Annotated in this window: 19 protein-coding genes and 5 tRNA genes; 13 read left to right on the top strand and 11 right to left on the bottom strand. The window is 50.0% G+C overall.

Annotated elements, in window-relative coordinates; all coding sequences use genetic code 11:
- Positions 1 to 101 precede the first annotated feature (101 nt).
- Positions 102 to 1,691 (top strand): ABC transporter substrate-binding protein, encoded by a 1,590-nt coding sequence (locus ACO0LC_RS03685; protein ID WP_423000735.1) that lies wholly within the window; start codon positions 102 to 104, stop codon positions 1,689 to 1,691.
- Positions 1,692 to 1,786: 95 nt separating this feature from the next.
- On the opposite strand, the gene ACO0LC_RS03680 is transcribed toward ACO0LC_RS03685, so the two are convergent.
- The gene (locus tag ACO0LC_RS03680; protein WP_423000733.1) at positions 1,787 to 3,358 is read right to left on the bottom strand and encodes a thioredoxin family protein; all 1,572 of its coding nucleotides are present in this window, start codon (positions 3,356 to 3,358) and stop codon (positions 1,787 to 1,789) included.
- 241 nt (positions 3,359 to 3,599) lie between these two features.
- On the opposite strand from ACO0LC_RS03680, the gene ACO0LC_RS03675 reads away from it, so the two are divergent.
- Positions 3,600 to 4,124 carry a DUF2846 domain-containing protein gene (locus ACO0LC_RS03675; RefSeq protein WP_423000731.1) on the top strand — a complete coding sequence of 175 codons (525 nt, stop codon included), beginning with the start codon at positions 3,600 to 3,602 and terminating at the stop codon, positions 4,122 to 4,124.
- A gap of 581 nt (positions 4,125 to 4,705) precedes the next feature.
- The gene (locus ACO0LC_RS03670; RefSeq protein WP_423001041.1) at positions 4,706 to 5,764 is read left to right on the top strand and encodes a sulfate ABC transporter substrate-binding protein; all 1,059 of its coding nucleotides are present in this window, start codon (positions 4,706 to 4,708) and stop codon (positions 5,762 to 5,764) included.
- Positions 5,765 to 5,919: 155 nt separating this feature from the next.
- On the opposite strand, the gene ACO0LC_RS03665 is transcribed toward ACO0LC_RS03670, so the two are convergent.
- From ACO0LC_RS03665 to gltX, 4 genes are all read right to left on the bottom strand, one after another.
- A tRNA-Glu gene (locus ACO0LC_RS03665) sits at positions 5,920 to 5,995 on the bottom strand.
- 66 nt (positions 5,996 to 6,061) lie between these two features.
- A tRNA-Glu gene (locus ACO0LC_RS03660) sits at positions 6,062 to 6,137 on the bottom strand.
- Between the two features lie 32 nt (positions 6,138 to 6,169).
- A tRNA-Ala gene (locus ACO0LC_RS03655) sits at positions 6,170 to 6,245 on the bottom strand.
- A gap of 64 nt (positions 6,246 to 6,309) precedes the next feature.
- Positions 6,310 to 7,704: a glutamate--tRNA ligase gene (gene gltX, locus ACO0LC_RS03650; protein ID WP_423000729.1), complete on the bottom strand. Its 1,395-nt coding sequence runs from the start codon at positions 7,702 to 7,704 to the stop codon at positions 6,310 to 6,312.
- A 192-nt stretch (positions 7,705 to 7,896) separates the two neighbouring features.
- Between gltX and ACO0LC_RS03645 the strand changes: the two genes are divergently transcribed.
- From ACO0LC_RS03645 to ACO0LC_RS03635, 3 genes are all read left to right on the top strand, one after another.
- Positions 7,897 to 8,799 carry a pseudouridine synthase gene (locus ACO0LC_RS03645; protein ID WP_423000727.1) on the top strand — a complete coding sequence of 301 codons (903 nt, stop codon included), beginning with the start codon at positions 7,897 to 7,899 and terminating at the stop codon, positions 8,797 to 8,799.
- Between the two features lie 72 nt (positions 8,800 to 8,871).
- Positions 8,872 to 8,948: transfer RNA gene (locus ACO0LC_RS03640), tRNA-Pro, on the top strand.
- A 101-nt stretch (positions 8,949 to 9,049) separates the two neighbouring features.
- Positions 9,050 to 9,126, top strand: a tRNA-Pro gene (locus ACO0LC_RS03635).
- A gap of 79 nt (positions 9,127 to 9,205) precedes the next feature.
- On the opposite strand, the gene ribD is transcribed toward ACO0LC_RS03635, so the two are convergent.
- On the bottom strand, positions 9,206 to 10,303 hold the full coding sequence (ribD, locus tag ACO0LC_RS03630) for a bifunctional diaminohydroxyphosphoribosylaminopyrimidine deaminase/5-amino-6-(5-phosphoribosylamino)uracil reductase RibD (RefSeq protein ID WP_423001039.1): 1,098 nt from the start codon (positions 10,301 to 10,303) through the stop codon (positions 9,206 to 9,208).
- Positions 10,304 to 10,325: 22 nt separating this feature from the next.
- Entirely contained in the window at positions 10,326 to 11,414 is a 1,089-nt protein-coding gene (apbC, locus tag ACO0LC_RS03625; protein WP_423000725.1) for an iron-sulfur cluster carrier protein ApbC, read from the bottom strand.
- Positions 11,415 to 11,606: 192 nt separating this feature from the next.
- On the opposite strand from apbC, the gene ACO0LC_RS03620 reads away from it, so the two are divergent.
- Positions 11,607 to 12,293 carry a carboxypeptidase regulatory-like domain-containing protein gene (locus tag ACO0LC_RS03620; protein WP_423000723.1) on the top strand — a complete coding sequence of 229 codons (687 nt, stop codon included), beginning with the start codon at positions 11,607 to 11,609 and terminating at the stop codon, positions 12,291 to 12,293.
- A gap of 63 nt (positions 12,294 to 12,356) precedes the next feature.
- Here the strand turns inward: ACO0LC_RS03620 and ACO0LC_RS03615 are convergent, their stop codons facing one another.
- Together ACO0LC_RS03615 and ACO0LC_RS03610 are read right to left on the bottom strand one after the other, a co-directional pair.
- Positions 12,357 to 13,889 (bottom strand): phage tail sheath family protein, encoded by a 1,533-nt coding sequence (locus tag ACO0LC_RS03615; protein WP_423000721.1) that lies wholly within the window; start codon positions 13,887 to 13,889, stop codon positions 12,357 to 12,359.
- A 23-nt stretch (positions 13,890 to 13,912) separates the two neighbouring features.
- Positions 13,913 to 14,512, bottom strand: coding sequence for a DUF924 family protein (locus tag ACO0LC_RS03610; RefSeq protein WP_423000719.1), 600 nt, complete (start codon positions 14,510 to 14,512; stop codon positions 13,913 to 13,915).
- Positions 14,513 to 14,639: 127 nt separating this feature from the next.
- Here ACO0LC_RS03610 and ACO0LC_RS03605 point away from each other — a divergent pair, with 127 nt between their 5' ends.
- From ACO0LC_RS03605 to ACO0LC_RS03590, 4 genes are all read left to right on the top strand, one after another.
- Positions 14,640 to 15,173, top strand: coding sequence for a GbsR/MarR family transcriptional regulator (locus ACO0LC_RS03605; RefSeq protein ID WP_422950456.1), 534 nt, complete (start codon positions 14,640 to 14,642; stop codon positions 15,171 to 15,173).
- Between the two features lie 123 nt (positions 15,174 to 15,296).
- Positions 15,297 to 15,734: a thiol-disulfide oxidoreductase DCC family protein gene (locus ACO0LC_RS03600; protein WP_423000716.1), complete on the top strand. Its 438-nt coding sequence runs from the start codon at positions 15,297 to 15,299 to the stop codon at positions 15,732 to 15,734.
- 8 nt (positions 15,735 to 15,742) lie between these two features.
- Positions 15,743 to 17,059 carry an SDR family oxidoreductase gene (locus ACO0LC_RS03595; RefSeq protein ID WP_423000714.1) on the top strand — a complete coding sequence of 439 codons (1,317 nt, stop codon included), beginning with the start codon at positions 15,743 to 15,745 and terminating at the stop codon, positions 17,057 to 17,059.
- Positions 17,056 to 17,529 (top strand): DUF2269 family protein, encoded by a 474-nt coding sequence (locus ACO0LC_RS03590; RefSeq protein WP_423000712.1) that lies wholly within the window; start codon positions 17,056 to 17,058, stop codon positions 17,527 to 17,529. Before ACO0LC_RS03595 ends, ACO0LC_RS03590 begins: the two co-directional genes overlap by 4 nt.
- A gap of 171 nt (positions 17,530 to 17,700) precedes the next feature.
- On the opposite strand, the gene ACO0LC_RS03585 is transcribed toward ACO0LC_RS03590, so the two are convergent.
- Together ACO0LC_RS03585 and ACO0LC_RS03580 are read right to left on the bottom strand one after the other, a co-directional pair.
- The gene (locus tag ACO0LC_RS03585) at positions 17,701 to 18,432 is read right to left on the bottom strand and encodes a site-2 protease family protein (protein WP_423000710.1); all 732 of its coding nucleotides are present in this window, start codon (positions 18,430 to 18,432) and stop codon (positions 17,701 to 17,703) included.
- A gap of 49 nt (positions 18,433 to 18,481) precedes the next feature.
- The gene (locus tag ACO0LC_RS03580) at positions 18,482 to 19,366 is read right to left on the bottom strand and encodes a DUF2167 domain-containing protein (RefSeq protein ID WP_423000708.1); all 885 of its coding nucleotides are present in this window, start codon (positions 19,364 to 19,366) and stop codon (positions 18,482 to 18,484) included.
- Between the two features lie 249 nt (positions 19,367 to 19,615).
- Between ACO0LC_RS03580 and ACO0LC_RS03575 the strand changes: the two genes are divergently transcribed.
- Both ACO0LC_RS03575 and metG read left to right on the top strand, forming a co-directional pair.
- The gene (locus tag ACO0LC_RS03575) at positions 19,616 to 20,683 is read left to right on the top strand and encodes a hypothetical protein (protein WP_423000706.1); all 1,068 of its coding nucleotides are present in this window, start codon (positions 19,616 to 19,618) and stop codon (positions 20,681 to 20,683) included.
- Positions 20,684 to 20,811: 128 nt separating this feature from the next.
- The gene (gene metG / locus ACO0LC_RS03570) at positions 20,812 to 22,881 is read left to right on the top strand and encodes a methionine--tRNA ligase (RefSeq protein WP_423000704.1); all 2,070 of its coding nucleotides are present in this window, start codon (positions 20,812 to 20,814) and stop codon (positions 22,879 to 22,881) included.
- The last annotated feature ends 5 nt before the right edge of the window (positions 22,882 to 22,886 follow it).

The following is a 22,886-nucleotide window of genomic DNA, read 5'->3' as shown; positions in this document are numbered from 1 at the left end:
ATTTGTAAGTTGAAGCTCAATTCAGCTTATCAAAATCATCAGCTTCTGATGAAATACTCGGGCAATGGTAAGCTTGCAATATTGAAGCTTGAAAGTTGCCTATGTTTCTCAAATTAAAAAAATTCTCTTCCTCTACTTTATCGGCTGTTGTTGCAACCACTTTGTTGGCGACTTCCTTACCTACCATCAGTCACGCAGCCAATCTCAAGATTGCTTTGGCAGCAGATGTAAACTCCATGGACCCGCATTATTTCAATAGCGGCCCGAATAACGCTATGGCATCGCATTTGTTTGAAGCGCTGGTCAGCGTTGATTCCGATGGACGTGTTGCACCTGGCCTGGCATTGTCCTGGAAGGCTATCAATCCGACTACCTGGGAATTCAAATTACGGCCCGGAGTGAAGTTCCACGACGGCAGCGAAATGACGGCTGAAGATGTGGTGTTTTCTTTGGACAGGCCTGCGCAGATAAAGAATAGCCCTGGCCCCTACACCAGTTTCACCAAGCAGATTCTTAGCAAGCAAATTGTTGACCCCTATACCCTGCGCCTGAAAACGCTAACGGCTTACGGCCCATTGCCGCTGGACATGAGTTCCATCTTCATCGTTTCCAGGAAAGCGGCACAACAAGCGAGCACTGATGATTTCAACAGCGGCAAAGCCACCATCGGTACTGGCCCTTATAAATTCGCCGCATTCAAACGTGGCGATGCAGTGGAATTGACGAAAAACGATGCCTACTGGGGTGAAAAGTCCGCCTGGGACAAAGTGACTTTCCGCATCATCACCGCAGGGGCGCCGCGCATGGCAGCCTTGTTGTCGGGTGATGTCGATGCGATAGAGAGTATCCCTCCAGCAGATTTGAGCAAGCTCAAAAGCAATGCCAAATTTAAGCTGGAACAAAAAATTTCCTGGCGCACCCTGTTCTGGCAATTGGATCATCAGGCCAGGGTCTCACCCTATATCACCGACAAGGCTGGCAAGCCGCTGGCGACCAATCCTTTGAAAGACATACGCGTGCGCAAGGCGATTGCCAAGGCTATCAACCGCACCGCATTGACAGAGCGCATACTGGAAGGCCTGGCAGTGCCTGCATCCAACCTGGTCGGGCCTGGCGTGTTTGGCTATAACGATAGCCTGAAGGTAGAAGCCTATGACCCAGAAGGCGCTAAAAAATTGCTGGCGGAAGCCGGCTATCCCAATGGCTTTGCCATCACCCTGCACGGGCCGAACAATCGCTATATCAATGATGAGCAAATAGTGCAAACCGTCGCACAATTTCTCAGCAAGATAGGCATACAGGCCAAAGTGGAGACGCAACCGCTGGCAGTGTATTTCCCCAAAGCGTCCAAGGGTGACTACAGCATGGCCTTGCTGGGCTGGGGTTCGCTGGCGGGCGATTTTGCCCTGCGTACGACTTTAGGCAGCGTCAATGCCGAGAATGGCTGGGGCAGCTGGAACTGGGGCAAATACAGCAACCGTGCACTGGATGAGGCGATACAGTCTTCCCTCGCATCTGTTGAAGCAGACAAGCGTGAAGGCTTTGCCAAAACAGCCATGGCGACAGCCTTGCAGGACTACGCAGCCATCCCACTGCATCATCAATACGCCAGTTGGGCTATGCGCAAAGGCTTGCACTATAAAGCCAGGACCGATGAATTTACCTTTGCTCATCAATTCAAGCCAGACTGACTTGCAAGTGTAAATTATTAAGTACAAAAAAATCCCGCGATATCAAATCGCGGGATTTCTATTTTAAGCCAAAGACTGCAATCAGGATTTATGTATCAAGATTTATTAAGCACACTCTGGCAAACTGCTTTTTGTGGATCACTCGCTGACAACTTGCCGCAAATGCCATCGAGTTGTGTGCGCGCTTTTTGATAGGCGACCTGGTGTTTGCCTTCTTTATTCCAATCTGTCAGTTTTTTACCCATTTTTTCCAGGTAGGCGCGGTTACGCTCATAGAAAGCATTATCGATTTTCGCAGCTTCGCCAAAAACGTTTTGCACCGCTTTTTCTATACGGGCGTCATCATTGGGTGCCAGTTCAACCAGGCTGCTGACGTAGTTGGAACCCCATTGCAAACGGGTGGCCGGGCCTTTGGCGGCGTTATAAGCCTGTTCATACCAGTTTGCAGCACCCACTTTATCACCACGTTTCTTGGCATTCGAACCCAGGGTGGACATGAAATAATAAGGCGAATGTGAACGCTTGAGCTCAGCCTTGAGCAAGCTGTCTGAATCATCCAGCAAGCCAGCATCACCCAGAGCATGAGCAGCCGCATTGACGACAGACTGGCGCTCATAGGCATCGGTGGTTGCCTGCTCTATCAAGCCCACGCGTTTTTGCACGTCCTTTTGCAAGGCTGCTTCTGGCTTGGCATTATCCAGGCTGGCCAGGGCAACCTGGGCACCGACTGCGCCCAGCCTGTCAGTTTTGGAAATCGTGGCATCATCGGCCAGCTTGACCAGGGCGGTGTTCCAGGCACGTACCAGCTTGTTGCGAGGTTCTGATTTGGCTGTGGTCAGGAACTCGGTGATTTCCCCGGCGGCATTGCTCAACAAATCCATATTGTCGCGCGCTGTCTTGGGGTCATTAATGGCTTTCAAGACTTTCTCTGTTGCCTGTGTCTTGTCTATATTTGGCACAGTCTGGCCAGGCTTGGCCGTGGCTGCAGCGTAAATACCTCGCATATACAAACGTGTGGCATGCAAACCAGCCGGGCTTAACTCAGATAACTTCAATAGAGTAGGAACCAGTTCTTTGCCGGGCACCAGTTTTTGCTCAGGATCATCCCATGAATAATCAGCAAGCAAGCTCCAATCCTCATCCTTGAGATTTTTATTACTAGCCAGTGCCAGCTTCATGGTGTCTTGCACGGACAGCGTGGTATTCAGGGCCTGGGTCAGGACTTGCAGATAGCGCTCAGAATCAACTTCGCCTGGCAGGCGTGTGATCTCGGTGCCGTCAGGCTTGAACAGGATCATGGTGGGATAGCCGCGCACCTTGAATTGTGAAGCAAATTTTTGCGCACCCGGCGTATCACCATCCAGATACACAGGAATGAAATGACGCGATTTATCGATGAACTCCTGGCGATTGAAGATCGTTGCCTTTACTTGGTTACAAGGCGGACACCAGATTGCGCCCCAATACAAAAACAAGGGTTTATTACTGGCCTTGGCCTGGGCAAAAGCCGCTTCAACATTATTATCTTTGCGCCAGTCTATGCCACCCTGCGCGGCATTGGCAGCATGGGCAGAGGCGCTGGCTGCCTTGCTATCGACGGCATGGGCTGGCAAGCTGGCAATGCTACTGGCGAGTAAAGCAAGTATCAGGGAGGGAGTTATCTTCATGGATTTGGACCCGGGATAAATATATCAGGCGTCCAGTGTAACAAAATTAATGTCCCTGTTGTGCAGCAGACCTGGCCTGTTATAAGACTAATTTTGAGCTTGCATATTTGTTTTCTTAGGCTTGATGAGCCAGTTTGACTAAGTGAACTGCGTATTGCCAATGGGCTTGGAAGTTGTCACCTTGAGTGCTATCTGCTATCTTAACGCGTCATTTAACCTTAGCTATTTAACAAATTTCACTATGATGAAACGCTACTTTATTTTACTGATCTCCATACTACTGACCGCATGCGCAGCAACGGGTCCTGCATATCAAGCAGCCAGGGCACCTGACAACGGTAAGGCCTTGGTCTATATATACCGAATTAATACTGCTGCTTTCGGTGCCAGAGATGCCTATTTTTACTTGGACAACAAAAACATCGCTGACTTAAGTGTAGAAGGATATACATGGTTTCATGTACCAGCAGGAGAGCATAAATTTGAACAGAAATGGCCCGTAGATACATTGGCCGGCAATCCTGTCAGGGCAAAATTGCAGCAGCTTTTCACGAAGAAAGCTAACGAAGAGAATGCAGATAAGATGACCTTGAGCGAGGGCTATGTTAATTGGGAGGCAGGAAAAACCTATTACTATCGTTTGGCAACCGCTCTGCCTAGTGTGTACCCAATAATGAAAATTCAATGGCTATTGCAAGAAGTCACTGCAGAGCAAGCCTTGCCAGAGTTAAAAAAATCAAAATTACAAAGCTCTTTCGTAAAATGATGGCTGCGTATTTCGCATTTGATGCAACATACTATGACCGACGTGATCGGACATAACTGCACCAAGAATTCAGCACTCCAGTCTAGACAGCTACCCCCGACACACTGCTTCGCAGTGTGAGCATGATTGAAATGCTGAAATTCAAACTACTCCAATGCAGGCGCTGCCTGCATATGATCTGATACTATCTGCAGCATAGAATGCCAACTACGCCCCCCCCAAAAAAAACACGTGATTTTACGCTCTTGAAAGCCATCGCTTGTTTATCACATTAACACCCCATTCTACTTAAGCAAACCGAACGACTTGCTTGTCACGCCCCTCAATGAAACTGAGCTTGCGCAGCCTAGTACAGCAACACATCAACATCATCCATAGTCAGAAAACGTCTTGCACCTATCATTTCCCCCTTAGGCATGTTCATCGACAGCCTTTAGTCAGCAATCCTTAGTCAGCCCCCTAATCAGCAAGCTTTACTCACAATTGCTTATGCGTTCCTGATCTAAACATGTAGCAATATCATCGTTCACAAGCTAGTTCTTTTTGAGCATCATGGCTGGTCTGCAATTGGAAAGTAAATGATGAGAAAAATTGAGCACGTAAAACAATTAATCAAAACCCGTCAGCGCCAGCGCCGAACCAGTTTCACTGCCGCATTGCTGATCGCAGGCGTCAGCTTGTTCGTTTTCTATAGTACTGCACAGGCCGCCACAGGCAGCATCCTGAATGCATCGTATGACGTCACCCGGGAATTGTTCAAGGACATCAACCCGGCTTTTGTCGCCGACTGGAAAAAGAAAACCGGTGAAAGCATCAGCGTCAACCAGTCCCATGGCGGCTCCAGCAAACAGGCACGCTCCGTCATTGATGGGCTGGAAGCATCCGTAGTCACCATGAACCAGGCCAATGATATCGACATCCTGGCCGACAAGGGTTTGTTGCCACAAGACTGGGCCAAGCAATTTCCCAACAATGCCGCGCCGTTTTATTCGACCATGGTATTCCTGACCCGCAAGGGCAACCCTAAACATATCGCCAGTTGGGAAGACCTTGGCAAACCCGGCTTGAAAGTCATCATCCCCAACCCAAAAACCTCAGGTAATGGCCGCTATAGCTATCTGGCAGCCTGGGGCTCAGTCATCAAGACTGGCGGCACAGAAGCGCAAGCACGGCAACTGGTAGAAAACCTGTTCAAGAATGTCCCTGTACTCGACGGTGGCGGACGCGGTGCCACCACCACCTTCACCCAGCGCGAAATTGGTGATGTACTGGTGACCTTTGAAAACGAAGTGCAACTCGTGCGCCAGGAATTTGGCGACAACTTTGAAGTCGTTTATCCAAAAATCTCCATCCTGGCAGAATCGCCGGTCGCGGTAGTCGATAAAGTCGCAGATAAACTAGGCACCCGTAAAATTTCTACCGCCTATCTGCAATTCCTGTATACCGAAGCTGGCCAGGATTTGATCGCCAAACACTATCTGCGCCCACGCTCAGAAATCGCAGCCAAGAAATATGCAGCCTCTTTCAAACCTGTGAATTTGTTTACTGTCGATGATGTATTCGGCGGCTGGAAACAAGCGCAAAAGAAGCACTTTGATGATGGCGGTGAATTTGACCGCATTTATCATGTGAAAAAGTAAGTGGAAATTTAAAACGGTAAAACCGGGTATATGGAACGGGTAAATTGAAGCGGGTAAATGCCAAATCATTTACCCGTTTTTTAAGGAGCAAACTCTGGAAAGCAAAAAAGCCTTGATTTCTCAAGGCTTTTTTGTTTCTCTTAACGAGAGCTTACTGGCGTCCCCAAGGGGATTCGAACCCCTGTACTCACCGTGAAAGGGTGATGTCCTAGGCCTCTAGACGATGGGGACATATTCTGTCCGTGTTACTGACCTAAACTACAACAACTTGTTGTCCACAATAAGCATTAAGTTTATTGGCGTCCCCAAGGGGATTCGAACCCCTGTACTCACCGTGAAAGGGTGATGTCCTAGGCCTCTAGACGATGGGGACAACAAGTATGTTTTCTGCTCTGCCACATTTTTTGGTGGAGGTAAGCGGGATCGAACCGCTGACCTCTTGCATGCCATGCAAGCGCTCTCCCAGCTGAGCTATACCCCCGACGCTGCAGAACAGAAACAAGATTATAGGGGATACATCGTCAGATGTAAAGCCCCCAGACTTTCTAGCCTGCAATTACGCTCAGGCGCTGCGTAACAACTTCACGACCAAACAGCTCGATCACGGCGTCAATAGATGGTGTTTGCAATTGACCTGTCAGCAGCAAGCGCAAAGGCATGGCCAGTTGCGGCATCTTCAGGGAGAAGTCGGCCAGGGTTTGTTTCATGGCGGCAGACAGGGCAGCCTTGTTCCATTCCACTGTTTTGCACAGCTCGGCGTAGTGACGCAAGGCTGGCAAGATCGCTTCAGTCACATGCTGGGTCATCAATGCAGGATCTGCTGCTGGCTGGCGATAGAACAGCATGGCAGCCTGCCCCAGCTCTACTGTCGTATTGGTGCGCTCTTTCAACAGGGCGATCACGGCTTCCAGTGCAGGAGCATTATCAAACTGCGCGCCATCATCCAGCATTGGCTGTTTGATCAGATCAGCCAGGCGCGCATTGTCGGCGACCTTGATGTAGTGGTTGTTGATCCACGCCAGTTTTTCAGGATTGAACTGCGCAGCAGAACCAGATAAATGGCTTAAATCAAACCAGCTGCACATTTGTTCCATGGAGAATATCTCATCATCACCATGGCTCCAGCCCAGGCGGGCCAGATAATTCAGCATGGCTTCTGGCAGATAGCCCTGTTTTGGATACTCCATCACACTGACAGCGCCATGGCGCTTGGACAGTTTTTGACCATCAGGGCCTAATATCATGGGCAAATGGCCATAATGCGGCAGCGTTGCGCCCAGCGCATTGAGGATATTGATCTGGCGCGGTGTGTTATTGACATGATCGTCACCACGGATGACGTGGGTGATTTGCATGTCCCAGTCATCGACCGCAACACAGAAGTTATAAGTAGGCGTGCCATCAGGGCGGGCAATGACCAGGTCATCCAGCTCACGGTTACCAATAGTGATTTGCCCCTTGACGACATCCAGCCAGCTGACTTCGCCATCCAGAGGATTTTTGAAACGTATCACCGGTTTGCGGTCAGCCGGAATCGCTGGCAAGGTCTTGCCAGCTTCAGGACGCCAGGTGCCATCATAGCGTGGCTTTTCACCGGCTGCGCGTTGACGTTCACGCATGGCTTCAACTTCATCCGGCGAAGAATAACAGTGATAGGCAGTGCCTTTTGCCAGCATGTCAGCCAGCACTTCGCTATAGCGCTCCATGCGTTTCATTTGATAAAACGGGCCTTCGTCATGATGCAGGCCCAGCCAGTTCATGCCATCCAGAATGGCTTGCACGGCTTCTGGCGTAGAGCGTTCGAGATCAGTATCTTCTATGCGCAGCACGAAAGTGCCGCCGAAATGACGGGCAAATGCCCAGCTGAACAAGGCAGTGCGGGCACCACCAACATGGAGATAGCCGGTAGGGCTGGGAGCAAAACGGGTACGTACAGTCATGAGATCACTAGCCTGCGCCCTGCTGCCGATGTAACTGACATACAAGAACGCGATAATGGTTAAAACCAGCATTTTACCGTTTTAACATCCCGGGCGGATAGTTTCATGATGCCAGACAGCCCACCAAACTCCTCCCCCATGCCTGCATGATAGTATGGCGACGAAAACAGACCACTCAATAATCGATCAGACATGCAAGTCCAGCCCCTTCAAACCCTGCCATTGCCAGTACGCGATGGTATCGCGCCCAGCTATATCTGGATACCAGAAGGCCATTGGGACAATCTCTTCCATTTTTTGCAAGCCCAGTTCCCGGATGTGGATGCCAGCACCTGGCAAGCACGGCTGGATAAGCAAGAGGTAGTCGATCAACACGGCAAGGCTCTGCTTACTGACAGCGCTATCAAACGTGGCATGTGTATTTACTATTATCGTGAAATCGAGAACGAAACACCCATCCCGTTTCATGAAGAAATCCTGTTCCAGGATGCGCATTTGCTGGTGGTAGACAAGCCGCACTTCTTGCCCGTTATTCCATCAGGACGGTTTTTGCGAGAAACCCTGCTGGTCAGGCTAAAGAAACATACAGGTTTGATGGATCTGACGCCCATACACAGGCTGGACAGAGAAACCGCAGGCGTTATGCTGTTTTCCCATAATCCAGTCACCCGCGGACAATATCAATCCCTGTTCCAGCGCAAAAGCATGGCAAAGACCTATCATGCAGTTGCAAAGCATTTGCCTGAACTGGCTTTCCCGCTACGACATTACAGCCGCATGGAAGAAGCAGACAAGTTCTTTGTCATGCGTGAAGTGGCGGGCATGGCAAATTCAGAAACCCTGGTTGATATCAAGGAAAGGCGTGGCGGACATAGTCTTTATCAATTGCAGCCGGTAACCGGTAGAAAACATCAATTGCGCCTGCACATGAGCAGCCTGGGTGCCCCCATCCTGAACGATGCATTTTATCCAGTCGCCCTGCCCTGCAAGGCAGATGACTTTTCTGCGCCTTTGCAGTTGCTGGCAAAATCCATCTGTTTTGATGATCCGATTACTGGACAGCAACGCTATTTTGAAAGTAAAAGATCCCTGTAATCGCCTGCCATAGAGGGCCAGACTGGCAAACGGGTTGACAGCAAGTCTCTAAAGCAGTAATATTGCGGTCTTCGGAGTGTAGCGCAGCCCGGTAGCGCACCTGCTTTGGGAGCAGGGGGTCCAAGGTTCGAATCCTTGTACTCCGACCAGATTCCAGGGATCGTCAAAGACGATCCCTTTTATTTCGGCAGATTCAGATCTTGTTTTTCAAGCTGCATCAACCGAGATAATAAATGATAGACCAGTTTTTCGGAGTGTAGCGCAGCCCGGTAGCGCACCTGCTTTGGGAGCAGGGGGTCCAAGGTTCGAATCCTTGTACTCCGACCAAGTTAAAAAGGATCGTTGATTATTCAACGATCCTTTTTTCTTTTCTGCCTTACCTTTTCCTGCTTTACATATAAATGATTTATCTGAAGCGCGCCAATACCCGCAAATCATCTCCTACCTGGCTAACCTCCTGGAAGTGCAAACCCCTGGCCTGATCCACATGCGTTAATTCAGGTAAATTAAATAAACCAGCCCCACTCCCCAGTAGCCTGGGTGCCAGGTACAGCAATAATTCGTTGACACAGTCTTGCCTGATTAACGCACCATTCAATGTCGCCCCAGCTTCCACGTGCAATTCATTGATTTGCCTGCGACCCAGCTCTTGCATCAGAGCTGGCAAGTCGACTTGCTGATTTGCACCTGGCAGGCAAATCACTTCTGCCCCCGCCTGCTCCAATTGCGCCTGCTTTTCAGTATCTGACACAGCACAAATGATCAAGGCACCACCTTGCAACACCCTGGCTTGTGGCGAGATGCGCAGATGTGAATCAACAATGATTTTTTGTGGCTGGCGTGGAGTATCCACGCCCCGCACATTCAGCATGGGGTCATCTGCCAGCACCGTGCCTATGCCAGTCAAAATTGCATCTGCGCGTGCGCGCCAGTGATGGCCATCCTGCCTTGCTGCTGACCCGGTGATCCACTGACTTTGGCCATTACTCAAAGCAGTGATGCCGTCGAGGCTGCCAGCAACTTTCATTCTGACCCAGGGCTTGCCAGTCTCCATGCGCTGGAAAAAACCTATGTTCAATTCCCGCGCCTGCAAGGCAAGATCAGGAAAAGTACCACATTCAACTGCGATACCGGCTTCACGCAAGATACTCAAACCGCGCCCAGCCACCTGTGGATTGGCATCCTGCATGGCCGCTACCACGCGTGCGATACCTGCATCACGCAAACCGTTCGCACAAGGTGGTGTACGGCCAAAATGGCTGCAGGGTTCCAGTGTGACATAAGCAGTAGCGCCACGCACATCATGGCTCTTAGCGGCAGCATCGCGCAGAGCTTGCACTTCTGCATGTGCCTGCCCTACTGGCTGAGTCCAGCCCTGCCCCAGCACCTGGCCATCACGCACTATCACGCAACCCACTTTGGGATTGGGTGACGTTTCTATGCTGGCGCGCCTGGCCAGCTCCAGTGCTTGCTGCATGTAAGCATAATCAGCCTGCTTATCCATACTATCCATACTCGCCTGCACCTCAGGTATTTTGTATGGTGATAGTCGGGAATTTGCTGGTCATATCCTTGGCTTTTTCAGCGACCTTGATAGCAACTTTGCGGGCGATGTCTTTATACAGGCCAGCGATTTGCCCATCAGGCTCGGCAACTACGGTAGGCGTGCCTGAATCAGCTTGCTGGCGTATCGTCATCGTCAAAGGCAGGCCACCGAGAAAATCAACGCCAAAGTCTGCGCACATTTTATGACCACCACCCTCGCCAAAAATATGTTCTGCATGACCGCAATTGGAACAGATATGTATGCTCATGTTCTCGACGATGCCGAGGATGGGGATACCAACCTTTTCAAACATTTTGAGACCCTTGCGCGCATCCAGCAAGGCGATGTCTTGCGGTGTCGTCACGATGACGGCACCAGTCACTGGCACTTTTTGCGACAGTGTCAGTTGCACATCACCCGTACCCGGTGGCATATCAACAATGAGATAATCCAGGTCACGCCAGTTGGTTTGCCCCAGCAATTGCTGCAATGCCTGGGTAACAATAGGGCCGCGCCAGACCATGGGTTCATCCGGATCTATCATAAAGCCTATAGAAGATACTTGTAGTCCATGGTTTTCCAGCGGCTCCATGGTTTTGCCATCGACCGTTTCAGGGCGGCCAGAGATGCCCATCATCATGGGTTGCGAAGGACCATAGATGTCAGCATCCAGAATACCAACAGCCGCACCTTCAGCGGCCAGGGCCAGGGCCAGATTGGCGGCAGTAGTCGATTTGCCGACTCCGCCCTTGCCCGAGGCCACGGCAATAATATTCTTCACATTGGGCATGAGCTTGATGCCTGGCTGCACAGCATGGGCAATGATTTTTGAAGTCACATTGACTGCGACCTTGCCCGCGCCTGGCAAGGCAGTAATGGCTGCCACAACAGCAGCGCGTATCAGTTCAAACTGGCTTTTGGCAGGATAACCAAGCTCCACATCCAGGCTCACGTCTGCGCCTTCTATCTTGATATTTTTTACTGACTTAGTCGCTATCAGATCTTTATTGGTGTTTGGGTCTGTTACTTTTGCCAATACGGCTTTAATGTCGTCAACTGTAATACTCATGCAATTCTCCATAGATATGTCGCAAGTCTAGCGCAATTTGCGTATCAAGGCTGCATCTGTCCTGATCTGTCCTGATTGCCAGGGCTGTTGCAAGTAAGCATATTGAAGTATCGCAAACTTCCCTTGCCCATTAGAGTTCAAGCATAATGACTCTGCCCGTATTTGTACTTATCAAAAAATCAGGAGACATTAATGTCCATTCAAACAAAACTGCAAGCGCGTAAATTCTGCCTGTCATTGGCCGCACTGGGCCTTTGCAGTTATTCCCTGGCTGCCCAGGCTGGCTTGCTGGTGGGTCATTTGACCGACAAGAACGGGCAAGCCATGGGCAATGCCGTTCTGTTTGCAACACCACTGGACACACCCTCACCCGCAAAAAAACCTGGAGATACCAGTGTGGTGGCGCAAGAAAATTATGCTTTCAGCCCATATTTAACTGTCATACGCGCAGGCACTCAAGTTCGCTTCCCCAACAAGGATAATCACGAACATCATCTGAAATCATTTTCCCCGGCCAAGACTTTTGAATTGCGCGTGAATAGCAAAAAAGAAGAGCCTGCCCCTATCTTATTTGATAAAGTCGGTGAAGTTGCCCTGGTCTGCCACTTCCATGACTGGATGCGCGGCTTTATCTATGTTGTTGATGCACCGTATTTTTCCAAGACCGATGCATCGGGCAGCGTAGCCCTCAACAACCTGCCAGCAGGCAAGTATGAAGTCAAAGCCTGGGCGCCAAATATGTTTGGTGAAGCTTTGGCGCAAACCGTACAAGTAGGCAACGATGGCCCGACCAACGTTAAATTCCAGTTCAATTTCGTGCCCAAGACACCTCCAGCACCGCGCAATTTAAGCAAGAGTGCGACATTTGGTTATGACTGATTGCTTCTGATTTACAGAGTGTCTGGCATTGCACCGGGCACTCGTAATCAGCTTAATGAGAGCTTAGCTGGTTTGCATTTGCTGCTGGAAAGTCAGCACAATAAATTCTGCAGGATGCACCAGTGCAACCTTGACCATGACATTCATCACGCCATCGAGTATGTCTTGTGCAGTCATGGTACTGCCAAACCCCACACTAACGCTGTAGGCGTCCGTTGCATTGCTGCCGACCAGGCCACCTTCTTTCCACAAGGCATTCAGGAAATTGCTGATGGCGGCACTCACACTGGTCCAGGTCAGACTGTCGTTGGCCTGAAACACATAGGCCTGCAAGGCAAGTTTAATCGATTGCTCTATCATCATCACCGTACGCCTGACATTGATATAACGCCAGTCATCACTATTCCCCGCCAGGGTACGTGCTCCCCAGACCAGCAGGCCATAATTAGGGAACGTGCGTATGGCATTCACGGCCAGACCATTCAAGGGTACATTCAAGGCAGACTGCTGCTGATCATTGATGACGACCACAGGAGAAATAGCATTGATGATGGTTGTGTTGGCTGGTGACTGAAACACGCCAAAAGTATGGTCGGTACGCGCATATACACCCGCCATCGCCGCTGCCGGTGGCAGCAGGTTCACGCTGGTAGCGATATTGCTCATGCAGAATTGATATAAGGGCGATACCGCCATCAGGCTTTGATGACGCTGGCGCACCGCCACTGCATCACCGCCCTGCGTCAATGCGTTGACGATGTTGAGATAAGACTGCAACTTTGGAGACGGAGCACTTGAATTAGACGGTGGAAATAAAGTAGGCGCTTCTACACTCAAGTCCGCCACCAGCAGAGGCAAGCTAGCTACTGAAATCCAGCTGTAATCTATCTCACCAAGGCTGACGATATTCGTGTTCAACCATGGATAATAACTGACACCATATTTATTGAACTCATCACCCAGCCCGGCAATCTTGTAGAAGCCACCGCTGCCGGTGCCACCTGTGATGGGGTCTTGCGCACTGCCATCGGCAGCTAAATAGCCATTGTGCACATCCAGTAAGCATATGATGTGTTGCGATTGCTCACAGCTTTGCAATGCCAGTTGCGACACACTGGCCCAGTCATCCAGGCCAAGATGTACGGCATCTGGCATGACCAGCAAATCTGCTTCTGCACAGCCAGCAGCTATGGGCAGTGCATTCGTATAGTCGTCTTTATTGAAAGCACCAGCGGCAATCACTTCGCCATAAGTACCAAGAGATAGCACGTAGCAGATACCGCCACCATTATTGAAAAACAATTCCAGACCATAGTAGAGACCGAAAGCTGGCGCGGCTTTATTGGCCAGGTATGGCGGTGTTGCCTGGCTATTGCTGACGTAGTCATACTCTATCTGCGCAGCAGCACCGAAGATATCAATGTATTCTGCCAGCGATGAAATGCGTACGGGCAAAGCTGTGCTGGCTGTCTTGGCACTGTCTTTTGCTGTATAGCCAAGAAATACCGGAATACCGGTGGGCACTGCCACCACGGCACTGGAAAAACCATCTACTTCCGTGACATAAACACCTGGTGTTGCACGTTGCTCTATCATGCCTGGGTACTCCCTGGTAGTTACTAGAAAGATGAGCCGGGTCCAGCCAAGAATGTCAATTCATCTGCGGTAGATGTGCGTCCGAGTATCGCATTCCTGTGCGGGAAACGGCCAAAGCGGCCAATGATCGCGCGGTGCTTTATCGCAAACTGATAAAAACCATCAAAAATCTCGCGCTGTGCTTCTGGCACCTCGCGGCGCAATGCATCATACAAGGCAACCGATTTATCCTGATCAGCCAGCGACTCTGAATGTTCAAGTGGCAAATAAAAGAATACTCTTTGTATGGGGCGCAACTGACGGTCTGCCTGCAATTGCAGGCCAGCCTCACAATAAACCCTGGCCTGCGCATCGTAGGCAAAGGACTCAGGCAGGTTCCTGTACATATTCCTGGGAAACTGGTCGCAAAGGATAATCAATGCCAGCCTGCCTTCAGCAGTATTTTCCCAGCCTGACAATTCACCCTGTATGGCTTGCTCAGTCAGGTTGGCAAAGCCATCCCTGATCGCCGCATCCAGGTCATCGCTCTTGGACCACCATAGCTTGGCCTGGGATTGCGCAGTCTTTGCATCGTCGTCATCCAGGCCAAACCAGAAATTTAATACTGCATGCACATCATCCATCTATGTCCCTCTCAGATTTAAGCCTCATTAAGCCACATACTGAGCAATTTTATCTTTTCATCAAGGAAATTAATAATTCTTTTATTTCTGTCTTGACTGAAATAAGGGAATTAACTACACTGTGTTCATGGAACTTACACCCGTCAAACAAAAATTTATCCTGCACTGGGGCGAAATGGGCACCTTATGGGGTGTTAACCGTACCGTGAGCCAGATACACGCCCTGTTGTATATCGTCGGCTGCCCCATGCAGGCAGAAGAGATTGCAGACACCTTGGGCGTAGCAAGATCGAATGTGTCAAATTCACTCAAAGAGCTGCAAAACTGGAAACTGGTGAAACTGGCGCATGTCATGGGTGACCGCAGGGCGCACTATGAAACCTCGCTGGATGTCTGGGAATTGTTTCGCACAGTGGTGCGCGAACGCAAGGAAAGAGAATTCAATCCTACCATCGCCACCTTGCAACAATGCCTGGATAGCCCTGACCTGGATCAGGAAGATAAGGCTACACAGTTGCGCATAGCAGAAACCCTGGCGCTGATGAAGACCGTCACCACCTGGACCGATGAAATGCTGCGACTGGAACCAAATACCCTGATGAAGCTCTTGAAGATGGGTGCGGCAGTACAAAAATTTGTGCGTGGGGATGACAAGCAATAAGCTTGCTGCAACAGCATTCATCTGAGTCGCACAAGGAAAAAATGCTTAGGCATTTTTTTTGAAAACAAATTTCTGTTTTGACAGAAATGTCAGAAATAATAGTTAGGATGGAGAAAGAGCAAAATGAGCGACTACCCACTGACCCTGCTTTACGATGCCTCATGCCCAGTCTGCAAGCTGGAAATGGATAACTTGCGCGAACGCGATCAATTGCATCAATTGAATTTTGTCGATGCCTCTGCACCTGGTTTTGATGCTGCTAAATATGGCGTGAGCCTGGCAGAAGCGATGCGCATTCTCCATGGCGTCAAGCCTGATGGCACGGTAGTAACTGGCGTAGAAGTCATCCATCTTGCCTATCGTGCCGCAGGTCTGGGCTGGCTGACTGCATTCAGTAATTTACCCTTACTCAAACCCATCTGCAATTGGGGCTACGAACATTTCGCCAAAAATCGCCACTGGGTTTCTGAAGTATTTGCAGATACCATACTGCGCATCGCCGCCAGACGCGCTGAAAAACGTAGTCGCGCCTGCAAAGAAGGTAAATGCACAATTAAATAAGTATCATCATGAAAATTCTTATCTGCGGCGCGCAAGGTTTTCTGGGCCGCCATATCAGCCAGGTTTTGCAAGATGCGGGGCATGAAGTCTGCCACGGTGTACGCAAACCCAAACTGCCTGAACGCCTGACTGATCCTGAAGAAATAGAGATCAATTATGCCCAGGATATCGAGCCAGCCATCTGGGAAAAACGTCTGCGCAGCCTTGGGAAAATTGATGCCATCATCAATGCAGTCGGCATACTCAATGAAACGCCAGAACTCAGTTTCGATGCCATCCATCGCGATGCGCCTGCTACCTTGTTTTATGCGGCAGCCAGATGTGGTGTTAAATCCATCGTTCAAATATCTGCGCTGGGTGCTACGAACGAAACTGAGCACCCGGAAGCCATGACAGCTTATATGCAAAGCAAGCGTGCTGCTGACAAGACACTCATCACCAGCGGCCTGAACTATCTGATCCTGCGCCCCTCTTTAGTGGTTGGCCTTGATGGCGGCAGTAGTCAGTTATTCCGCGGCATGGCCAGCTTGCCTGTGCTTGGCTTGCCAGGTCGTGGTGAACAGCAGGTGCAACCCCTGCATGTAGATGATCTGTGCGCAGCGATCGCACTCTGGCTCGCTGATGAAAACCGTCAAAGCATGATCTTGCATGCAGTTGGCCCGCAAGCCATGTCTTACCGGCGCATGCTGGAAATTTATCGCCTGGCCATGGGCATGCCTGCGCAATGCATGTTTTCTATCCCCATGCCTGTCATGCGCATGGCTGCCAGCGCGGCAAGATTGCTACCGCAAAATCTGCTGACACCAGATAGTTTGCGCATGCTGGAACAAGACAATGTTGCTGATGCTACTGCACTTGCAACACATCTGGGCAGACCAGCGAAATCACATAAGGATTGGTTCACTGACATCCCTGCCCATATGCTCGCCAGCAGTGCGATTGCAGGCTGGAGCCTGCCGCTGTTTCGCTATGTGCTGGCCCTGGTCTGGTTTGTCACAGCTGCGCTGTCGTTTGGGATCTACCCTATCTCAGGCAGTCTGGCTTTATTACAACCCATGGGCCTTAGCGGTGCATCTGCGATGTTCATGCTGATGGCCGCATCGACCCTGGATTTGTGTCTGGGTCTGGCCACCCTGTTCTGGCCACGGCGTATTTTATGGCTGATGCAAATTGCCCTGATTGCGGGTTACAGCAGCATCATTGCGATTTATTCGCCTGAATATTATTTACACCCTTTTGGCCCGGTCTTGAAAAACCTGCCGATACTGGCTTTACTCGCTTATTTATTTGCTCATCAAACAGACACACGAAGAGACACAAAATGAACACCTATCTCTTGCTTAAAACCCTGCACGTCCTGTCTTCTGTCTTACTGGTTGGTACCGGTTTTGGCTCGGCATTTTATATGTTCTTCACCAACCGCAGCAGACAATTCAGGGCACAGGTCGTGGTTGCGCGGTTGGTGGTTCTCGCGGACTGGTGCTTTACTACGCCCGCCGTAATCATTCAGCCCCTGACCGGCTTTGCCATGGTGCACATGGCAGGCTGGCCTTTAAGCACACCATGGATCATGTGGTCCTTTGTCTTGTACCTGTTTGCCGGTGCCTGCTGGTTGCCGGTGGTGTGGCTGCAAATACGCATGAAAGCCATGCTCGAAGTTGCTGATGCGAATAACACCAGCACACTGCCTGAGCAGTACTGGCGTTATGCAAAGATATGGGAATGGCTGGGCTATCCGGCATTCATCGCCATGATAGGCGTGTACTTTTTGATGGTGAACAAGCCCAGTTTTTAAAGCTGCTTAGAACCTGTTTACGATCTGTAGCGAGCGAGCGTCAGCGGGGTCAGGGTAACAAAAACGCAGCGCAAAAAGCGGAATGTACTTTAGTACATGAGCATTTTGAGCAGCACATGAACCCCCTCATTAATTCTGTTTGCGCTCGCGCTTAAGATCGCAAACAGGTTCTTAAATGCCTTTGACCTGGCGTGTAGCCTGCACCATTTCATGCACATCGTTGGTCATCACCGCCAGGAAGCCCAGCAAGATCAGGTAATAAGCAGCATAGGTAAAACGCACTTCGGCCGACATATTGTAGTAAGCCTTGTTTTCTTCCGCCTCAGGATCATATTTCCAGGCGCGCCACAATTGCGGCCAAGCCAGAAGTCCAATGATGATGAGCATGGGACTGGGGCGGTAGTAAAACAAGGCCAGCAAGACGGGCACGCCAACAAACCAGATGCGTGGTGTCAGCACGGCAGTAATGCGCCCACCGTCGAATGGCGAGAGCGGTATCATATTAAACAAGTTTAAAAAGAAACCTGAATACGATACTGCCAGCAATAAATCGCTATTGTAATTACGGGCCAGAAAATAACACAGGATGGAGCCGACCGTACCTGCCAGTGGCCCACCCAGGCCAATATAAGCCTCGGTCTCGGCATCGTGTGGCATGTCTTTCAATTCTATCCATGCCCCCAGAAAAGGGATGAAGGTAGGCAAGCCCACATCCAGCCCGCGCTGACGGGCGGCGATGTAGTGCCCCATTTCATGCACGAACATGAGCAAGACAAACCCCACCGCATACCACCAGCCAAATATCCAGGCGTAAAAAGCGATGGAAATAATCATGGTGCCACCCGAAGTCAACAGCTTGCCAAACTTGACGCCAGAAAACAGCAGAAACAACAATTTCATCATGATTAATTCACTCTCACCTGGATTTGATACCAATACTGCTATTCAGTTTTTATTCCGCTTTTTTGCGCCCAAACAGCTTGCCTATCATTGCACCCAAACCTACTACAGCCAGCAAAGCCAGCTTGGCAAACTTGGCGAGGAAGGCAAAGATGATGGCAAACAAACCCAGCTTTTTAGCTGCCACACCTGCCACAAGCGCGGCCAGGCCATATTCAGCCACCTTGTCGGTACTGATATTAAAGTCACTATAACGCTTGCCTTCTGAAAATTGCAGTTGGCCCAGCAAGTTTTTGGCGATGGATTTCTGTTGCGGCAAATCTTTCAAGTCCGTCACCAGATTCATACTGATATAACCTTCGCGACCCAGTGCATAGGTATTGTAGTTGACGCCCTGGCGATCATTGCTACCTAGTTTATCCTTGGTGATGGCGGACCACACCAATCTATGCGTAGGTGCTTCATAATTTGGTTTTTCTGCCCAGCCTACCAATTGCATTTCAGGGATACCGCGCTGGCGGCGCTCCTTATTGCCTTCTTCCGTACCTTCTTGCAGGTTCTTCAGCAAATCATCGGCATTCCACTCCTTGGCATCATCATCTTTGATATAACCAGACTTTTGATAGCGCGCAACGATCATCCAATTGCCATCTTCAGGGAAGATGGCACCTAGCAAACTCGGGTCAGAAGAGTTACCCATGGCATGCATGATGCGCCCTGCCTGAGGCATGGGAATGTAAATTTGACCTGCAGGCAATTTCAAAACTGCCTGATCTATCATCTTGATTTCTGCAGGTCCAGCCTGCATGACTTTCTTGGCATCCTCAAATGCAGCTTTGACCTCTGCATCAGCAGCCGCATTTTGCGCGCAAGCAAAATGGCTGAACATGATTAAAAATAAGCCTGCTACCCACTTTAAAAACTGCTTGGCGATCATATTTATTCCCTGTAAATTTATAGACCTTGACAGGTATTACCCATTGCCGTGGCCACTTGTTATTGCAATTATTTCATGGTTTTTGTGTATTTATACACATTTTATTTCCATAACGCTATGCATAATGCCTTGAAGGTTAGACTAAATCAAATCCATACTTAGGTATTAGGCGCTAAAATAGCGCCCCCGGCTTAGCTATCAAATACAAGTGTTTGCCATCTTTACAAAAAGACAAACATAAGCAGACTCATGACTTCCTCCGCCAGTAATACCGACACAACCATCAATCAAACTGTGGAGAACCTGCCTGCCGCCGTTATTAGGATGGCCGAACACAATTTGCGCGATATTTTGCAACTGGCATTCGAACACACCGAGCAACAGCAAGCCGTAGTTGTGTATGACCAACGCTGCCCTTTGGCAGTGGCACTGACCAGCGCCTACCGCGCTTGCCTTCCTGACGCACGCTTTATCGATTTTGATGCAGAAACACCTGAGCTTATTTTATCGACCTTGAATGCCTTGCAGGCGTCTGATCTGGCGGTGTTGATACAGTCTACGAATTTTCGCCTCGAAGCCTATAGGCTTAGAGTTGAGTTATTCAAGCGCGGCCTGAAAGTCATAGAACACCCTCACCTGGCGCGCATGGAAGGCGACGAAAACCTGTATTACATAGAGTCACTGGCTTACGATGCCAACTACTACCGCGGCACAGGCAATGCGCTCAAACAAAAAATTGATAGCGCCAGCCGTGGCATCGTTGACAGTGGCGGTGCTGAACTGATCTTCAGTGGCCGCTTTGAACCAGCCAAGCTCAATGTTGGCGACTATAGTCAGATGAATAATGTCGGTGGCCAATTCCCTATCGGTGAAGTGTTCACGGAATCGGTAGCACTAGAAGACGTTTATGGTCAAATCCGTATCTTTGCCTTTGGCGATACGACTTTTACCGTCAATCGCCCTGAACAGCCCATCACCCTGATTGTGGAAAAAGGTCAGGTCGTTGATACCATCAATTCCACGCCTGAATTTGACCAGGTACTGGCTAATATCCGCGCTGACGATAGTGTAGTCTGGGTGCGCGAACTGGGTTTTGGCATGAACAAGGCTTTTTCCAAAGACAAGACCGTGCGCGACATAGGCACTTATGAGCGCATGTGCGGCGTCCATCTGTCTCTAGGGGCTAAGCATGGCAGCTATGCCAAGCCGCATATCAAACGCGGTGAAGGCCGCCATCATGTCGACGTTTTCGCAGTTACTGAAGCAGTAAAACTGGATGATGAAGTTGTCTACAGGAATGGTGCCTGGGTAGTTTAAACAGCATCCCTTAGCAAAACAATACGAAAATCCCCTTACTATCCCCCAGGATCAGGGCATAGCGGCTGCAATTTGTGCTTTCGCTGTTAGAATAATGCTCTTGTCCGTTCATAAAAAGTGCATCAACCATGACCCGTAAGCTGTTTGTTACCACCGCCCTGCCCTACGCTAATGCGCCCTTCCACCTTGGTCATATCATGGAATATATCCAGGCTGACATCTGGGTAAGGCATCAGCGAATGTCGGGTCACGAGGTACATTTCGTCGGCGCGGATGATGCACACGGTGCACCTATCATGATTGCGGCTGAAAAAGCCGGTATTACACCACAGGCTTTTGTGGCGCAGATCGCTGCTGGACGCAAACAATACCTAGACGGTTTCCATATACAGTTTGATAACTGGCATTCAACCGATGGCGAAGAAAACCATCAGTTGTCCCAGGACATCTATCGCAAGCTGAAATCTGCTGGTTTCATCACCAGCAAGACCATAGAACAGTTCTTTGACCCGGTCAAAAACATGTTCCTGCCTGACCGTTACATCAAGGGTGAATGCCCTAAATGTGGTGCCAAGGATCAGTATGGTGATTCCTGCGAAGTTTGCAGTGCCGTATATGCGCCTACAGAATTAAAGAATCCTTATTCTGTCCTGACCGGTGCAACACCGATCATGAAATCGTCCGAGCATTTCTTCTTTAAACTGTCGGATGAAAAATGCGTGGAATTCCTGCGTGGCTGGGCCTTGAAAGACAATCGCCTGCAATCCGAAGTGGCGAACAAATGCAAGGAATGGCTGGAAGGCGAAGGCGGTCTGGGCGACTGGGATATCAGTCGCGACGCACCTTATTTTGGCATCGAGATTCCTGATCAACCGGGCAAGTATTTCTATGTCTGGCTGGATGCGCCTGTCGGTTACCTGGCGTCGCTGAAGAATTACTTCGGCAAGACCGGTCGTGATTACGATGCTTTCATGGCTGACCCTACGACGGAACAAATCCATTTCATCGGCAAGGACATTACCTATTTCCACACCCTGTTCTGGCCAGCGATGCTGAAGTTCTCTGGTTATAAAACACCAGACAATGTGTATGCCCATGGCTTTGTGACGGTCTCTGGCGAAAAAATGTCCAAGTCACGTGGCACTGGCATTTCGCCACTGCGCTACCTGGAAATCGGCATGAACCCTGAATGGCTGCGTTATTATTTCGCCGCCAAACTGAATGCCAAGGTCGAAGATCTGGACATGAATCCCGAGGACTTCGTCGCGCGTGTCAATTCTGACCTGATCGGCAAATACATCAACATCGCCAGCCGCGCTGCCGGCTTCATCAGCAAGCGTTTTGATGGTGTAGTGGCGACAGACTGGGCGACGGCTGATGATGCCTTCCTGAATAATCTGCGCAATGTAGCACCAGAAATCAAAGCCTTGTTCGAAGCACGTGAATACGGCAAAGCCCTGCGCGCTGCGATGGAACAGGCTGACCTGGTGAATGCCTATGTCGATTCCAACAAACCTTGGGAACTGGCGAAAAAACCAGAGAACGATGCCAAGCTGCAAGAAGTCTGCAGCCGCTTGCTGGAAGCATTCCGCATCCTGACTATCTTCCTGAAACCGGTCTTGCCACAACTGGCAGCACAGGTAGAAGCACAATTGAATATCGCGCCACTGCAATGGGCTGATGTTACTACCCCATTGCCGCATCAACACAAGATCAATCCTTATACGCACTTGATGCAAAGGGTGGATTTAAAGATATTTGACGACTTGTTTGATGCACCAGCCCCGGTAGCTGTGGCTGCTTCTGAAATAACAGAGGCTACAGAAGTTACCACTTCTGACATCGAAGCATTGGCAGAAGAAATCAAGATTGATGACTTTGCCAAAGTTGATCTGCGCATTGCCAGGATCGTCAATTGCGAGCATGTAGAGGGTTCAGACAAGCTCTTGCGCCTGACGCTGGATGTGGGCGAAGGCCGCACCCGCAATGTGTTCTCAGGCATCAAGTCTGCTTACCAGCCAGAACAATTGATAGGCAAATTCACCGTCATGGTGGCTAATTTGGCACCACGCAAGATGAAATTTGGCATGTCAGAAGGCATGGTATTGGCAGCCTCTGCCGCTGACGAAAAAGCCAACCCAGGTTTGTATATACTGGAAGCCTGGCCTGGTGCACAGCCTGGTATGCGTGTACGTTAATATCT

The organism is Undibacterium sp. JH2W, from assembly GCF_049340425.1.
Lineage (GTDB): Bacteria > Pseudomonadota > Gammaproteobacteria > Burkholderiales > Burkholderiaceae_D > Undibacterium.
Note: the sequence above shows the minus strand (reverse complement) of the source record. Positions and strands in the feature narration are given on the sequence as shown.

Excerpts from the sequence above, each read along its gene's own strand:
- ACO0LC_RS03685 (WP_423000735.1), top strand. The coding sequence starts at position 102 with ATGTTTCTCAAATTAAAAAAATTCTCTTCCTCTACTTTATCGGCTGTT.
- ACO0LC_RS03680 (WP_423000733.1), bottom strand. The coding sequence starts at position 3,358 with ATGAAGATAACTCCCTCCCTGATACTTGCTTTACTCGCCAGTAGCATT.
- ACO0LC_RS03675 (WP_423000731.1), top strand. The coding sequence starts at position 3,600 with ATGATGAAACGCTACTTTATTTTACTGATCTCCATACTACTGACCGCA.
- ACO0LC_RS03670 (WP_423001041.1), top strand. The coding sequence starts at position 4,706 with ATGAGAAAAATTGAGCACGTAAAACAATTAATCAAAACCCGTCAGCGC.
- gltX (WP_423000729.1), bottom strand. The coding sequence starts at position 7,704 with ATGACTGTACGTACCCGTTTTGCTCCCAGCCCTACCGGCTATCTCCAT.
- ACO0LC_RS03645 (WP_423000727.1), top strand. The coding sequence starts at position 7,897 with ATGCAAGTCCAGCCCCTTCAAACCCTGCCATTGCCAGTACGCGATGGT.
- ribD (WP_423001039.1), bottom strand. The coding sequence starts at position 10,303 with ATGGATAAGCAGGCTGATTATGCTTACATGCAGCAAGCACTGGAGCTG.
- apbC (WP_423000725.1), bottom strand. The coding sequence starts at position 11,414 with ATGAGTATTACAGTTGACGACATTAAAGCCGTATTGGCAAAAGTAACA.
- ACO0LC_RS03620 (WP_423000723.1), top strand. The coding sequence starts at position 11,607 with ATGTCCATTCAAACAAAACTGCAAGCGCGTAAATTCTGCCTGTCATTG.
- ACO0LC_RS03615 (WP_423000721.1), bottom strand. The coding sequence starts at position 13,889 with ATGATAGAGCAACGTGCAACACCAGGTGTTTATGTCACGGAAGTAGAT.
- ACO0LC_RS03610 (WP_423000719.1), bottom strand. The coding sequence starts at position 14,512 with ATGGATGATGTGCATGCAGTATTAAATTTCTGGTTTGGCCTGGATGAC.
- ACO0LC_RS03605 (WP_422950456.1), top strand. The coding sequence starts at position 14,640 with ATGGAACTTACACCCGTCAAACAAAAATTTATCCTGCACTGGGGCGAA.
- ACO0LC_RS03600 (WP_423000716.1), top strand. The coding sequence starts at position 15,297 with ATGAGCGACTACCCACTGACCCTGCTTTACGATGCCTCATGCCCAGTC.
- ACO0LC_RS03595 (WP_423000714.1), top strand. The coding sequence starts at position 15,743 with ATGAAAATTCTTATCTGCGGCGCGCAAGGTTTTCTGGGCCGCCATATC.
- ACO0LC_RS03590 (WP_423000712.1), top strand. The coding sequence starts at position 17,056 with ATGAACACCTATCTCTTGCTTAAAACCCTGCACGTCCTGTCTTCTGTC.
- ACO0LC_RS03585 (WP_423000710.1), bottom strand. The coding sequence starts at position 18,432 with ATGATGAAATTGTTGTTTCTGCTGTTTTCTGGCGTCAAGTTTGGCAAG.
- ACO0LC_RS03580 (WP_423000708.1), bottom strand. The coding sequence starts at position 19,366 with ATGATCGCCAAGCAGTTTTTAAAGTGGGTAGCAGGCTTATTTTTAATC.
- ACO0LC_RS03575 (WP_423000706.1), top strand. The coding sequence starts at position 19,616 with ATGACTTCCTCCGCCAGTAATACCGACACAACCATCAATCAAACTGTG.
- metG (WP_423000704.1), top strand. The coding sequence starts at position 20,812 with ATGACCCGTAAGCTGTTTGTTACCACCGCCCTGCCCTACGCTAATGCG.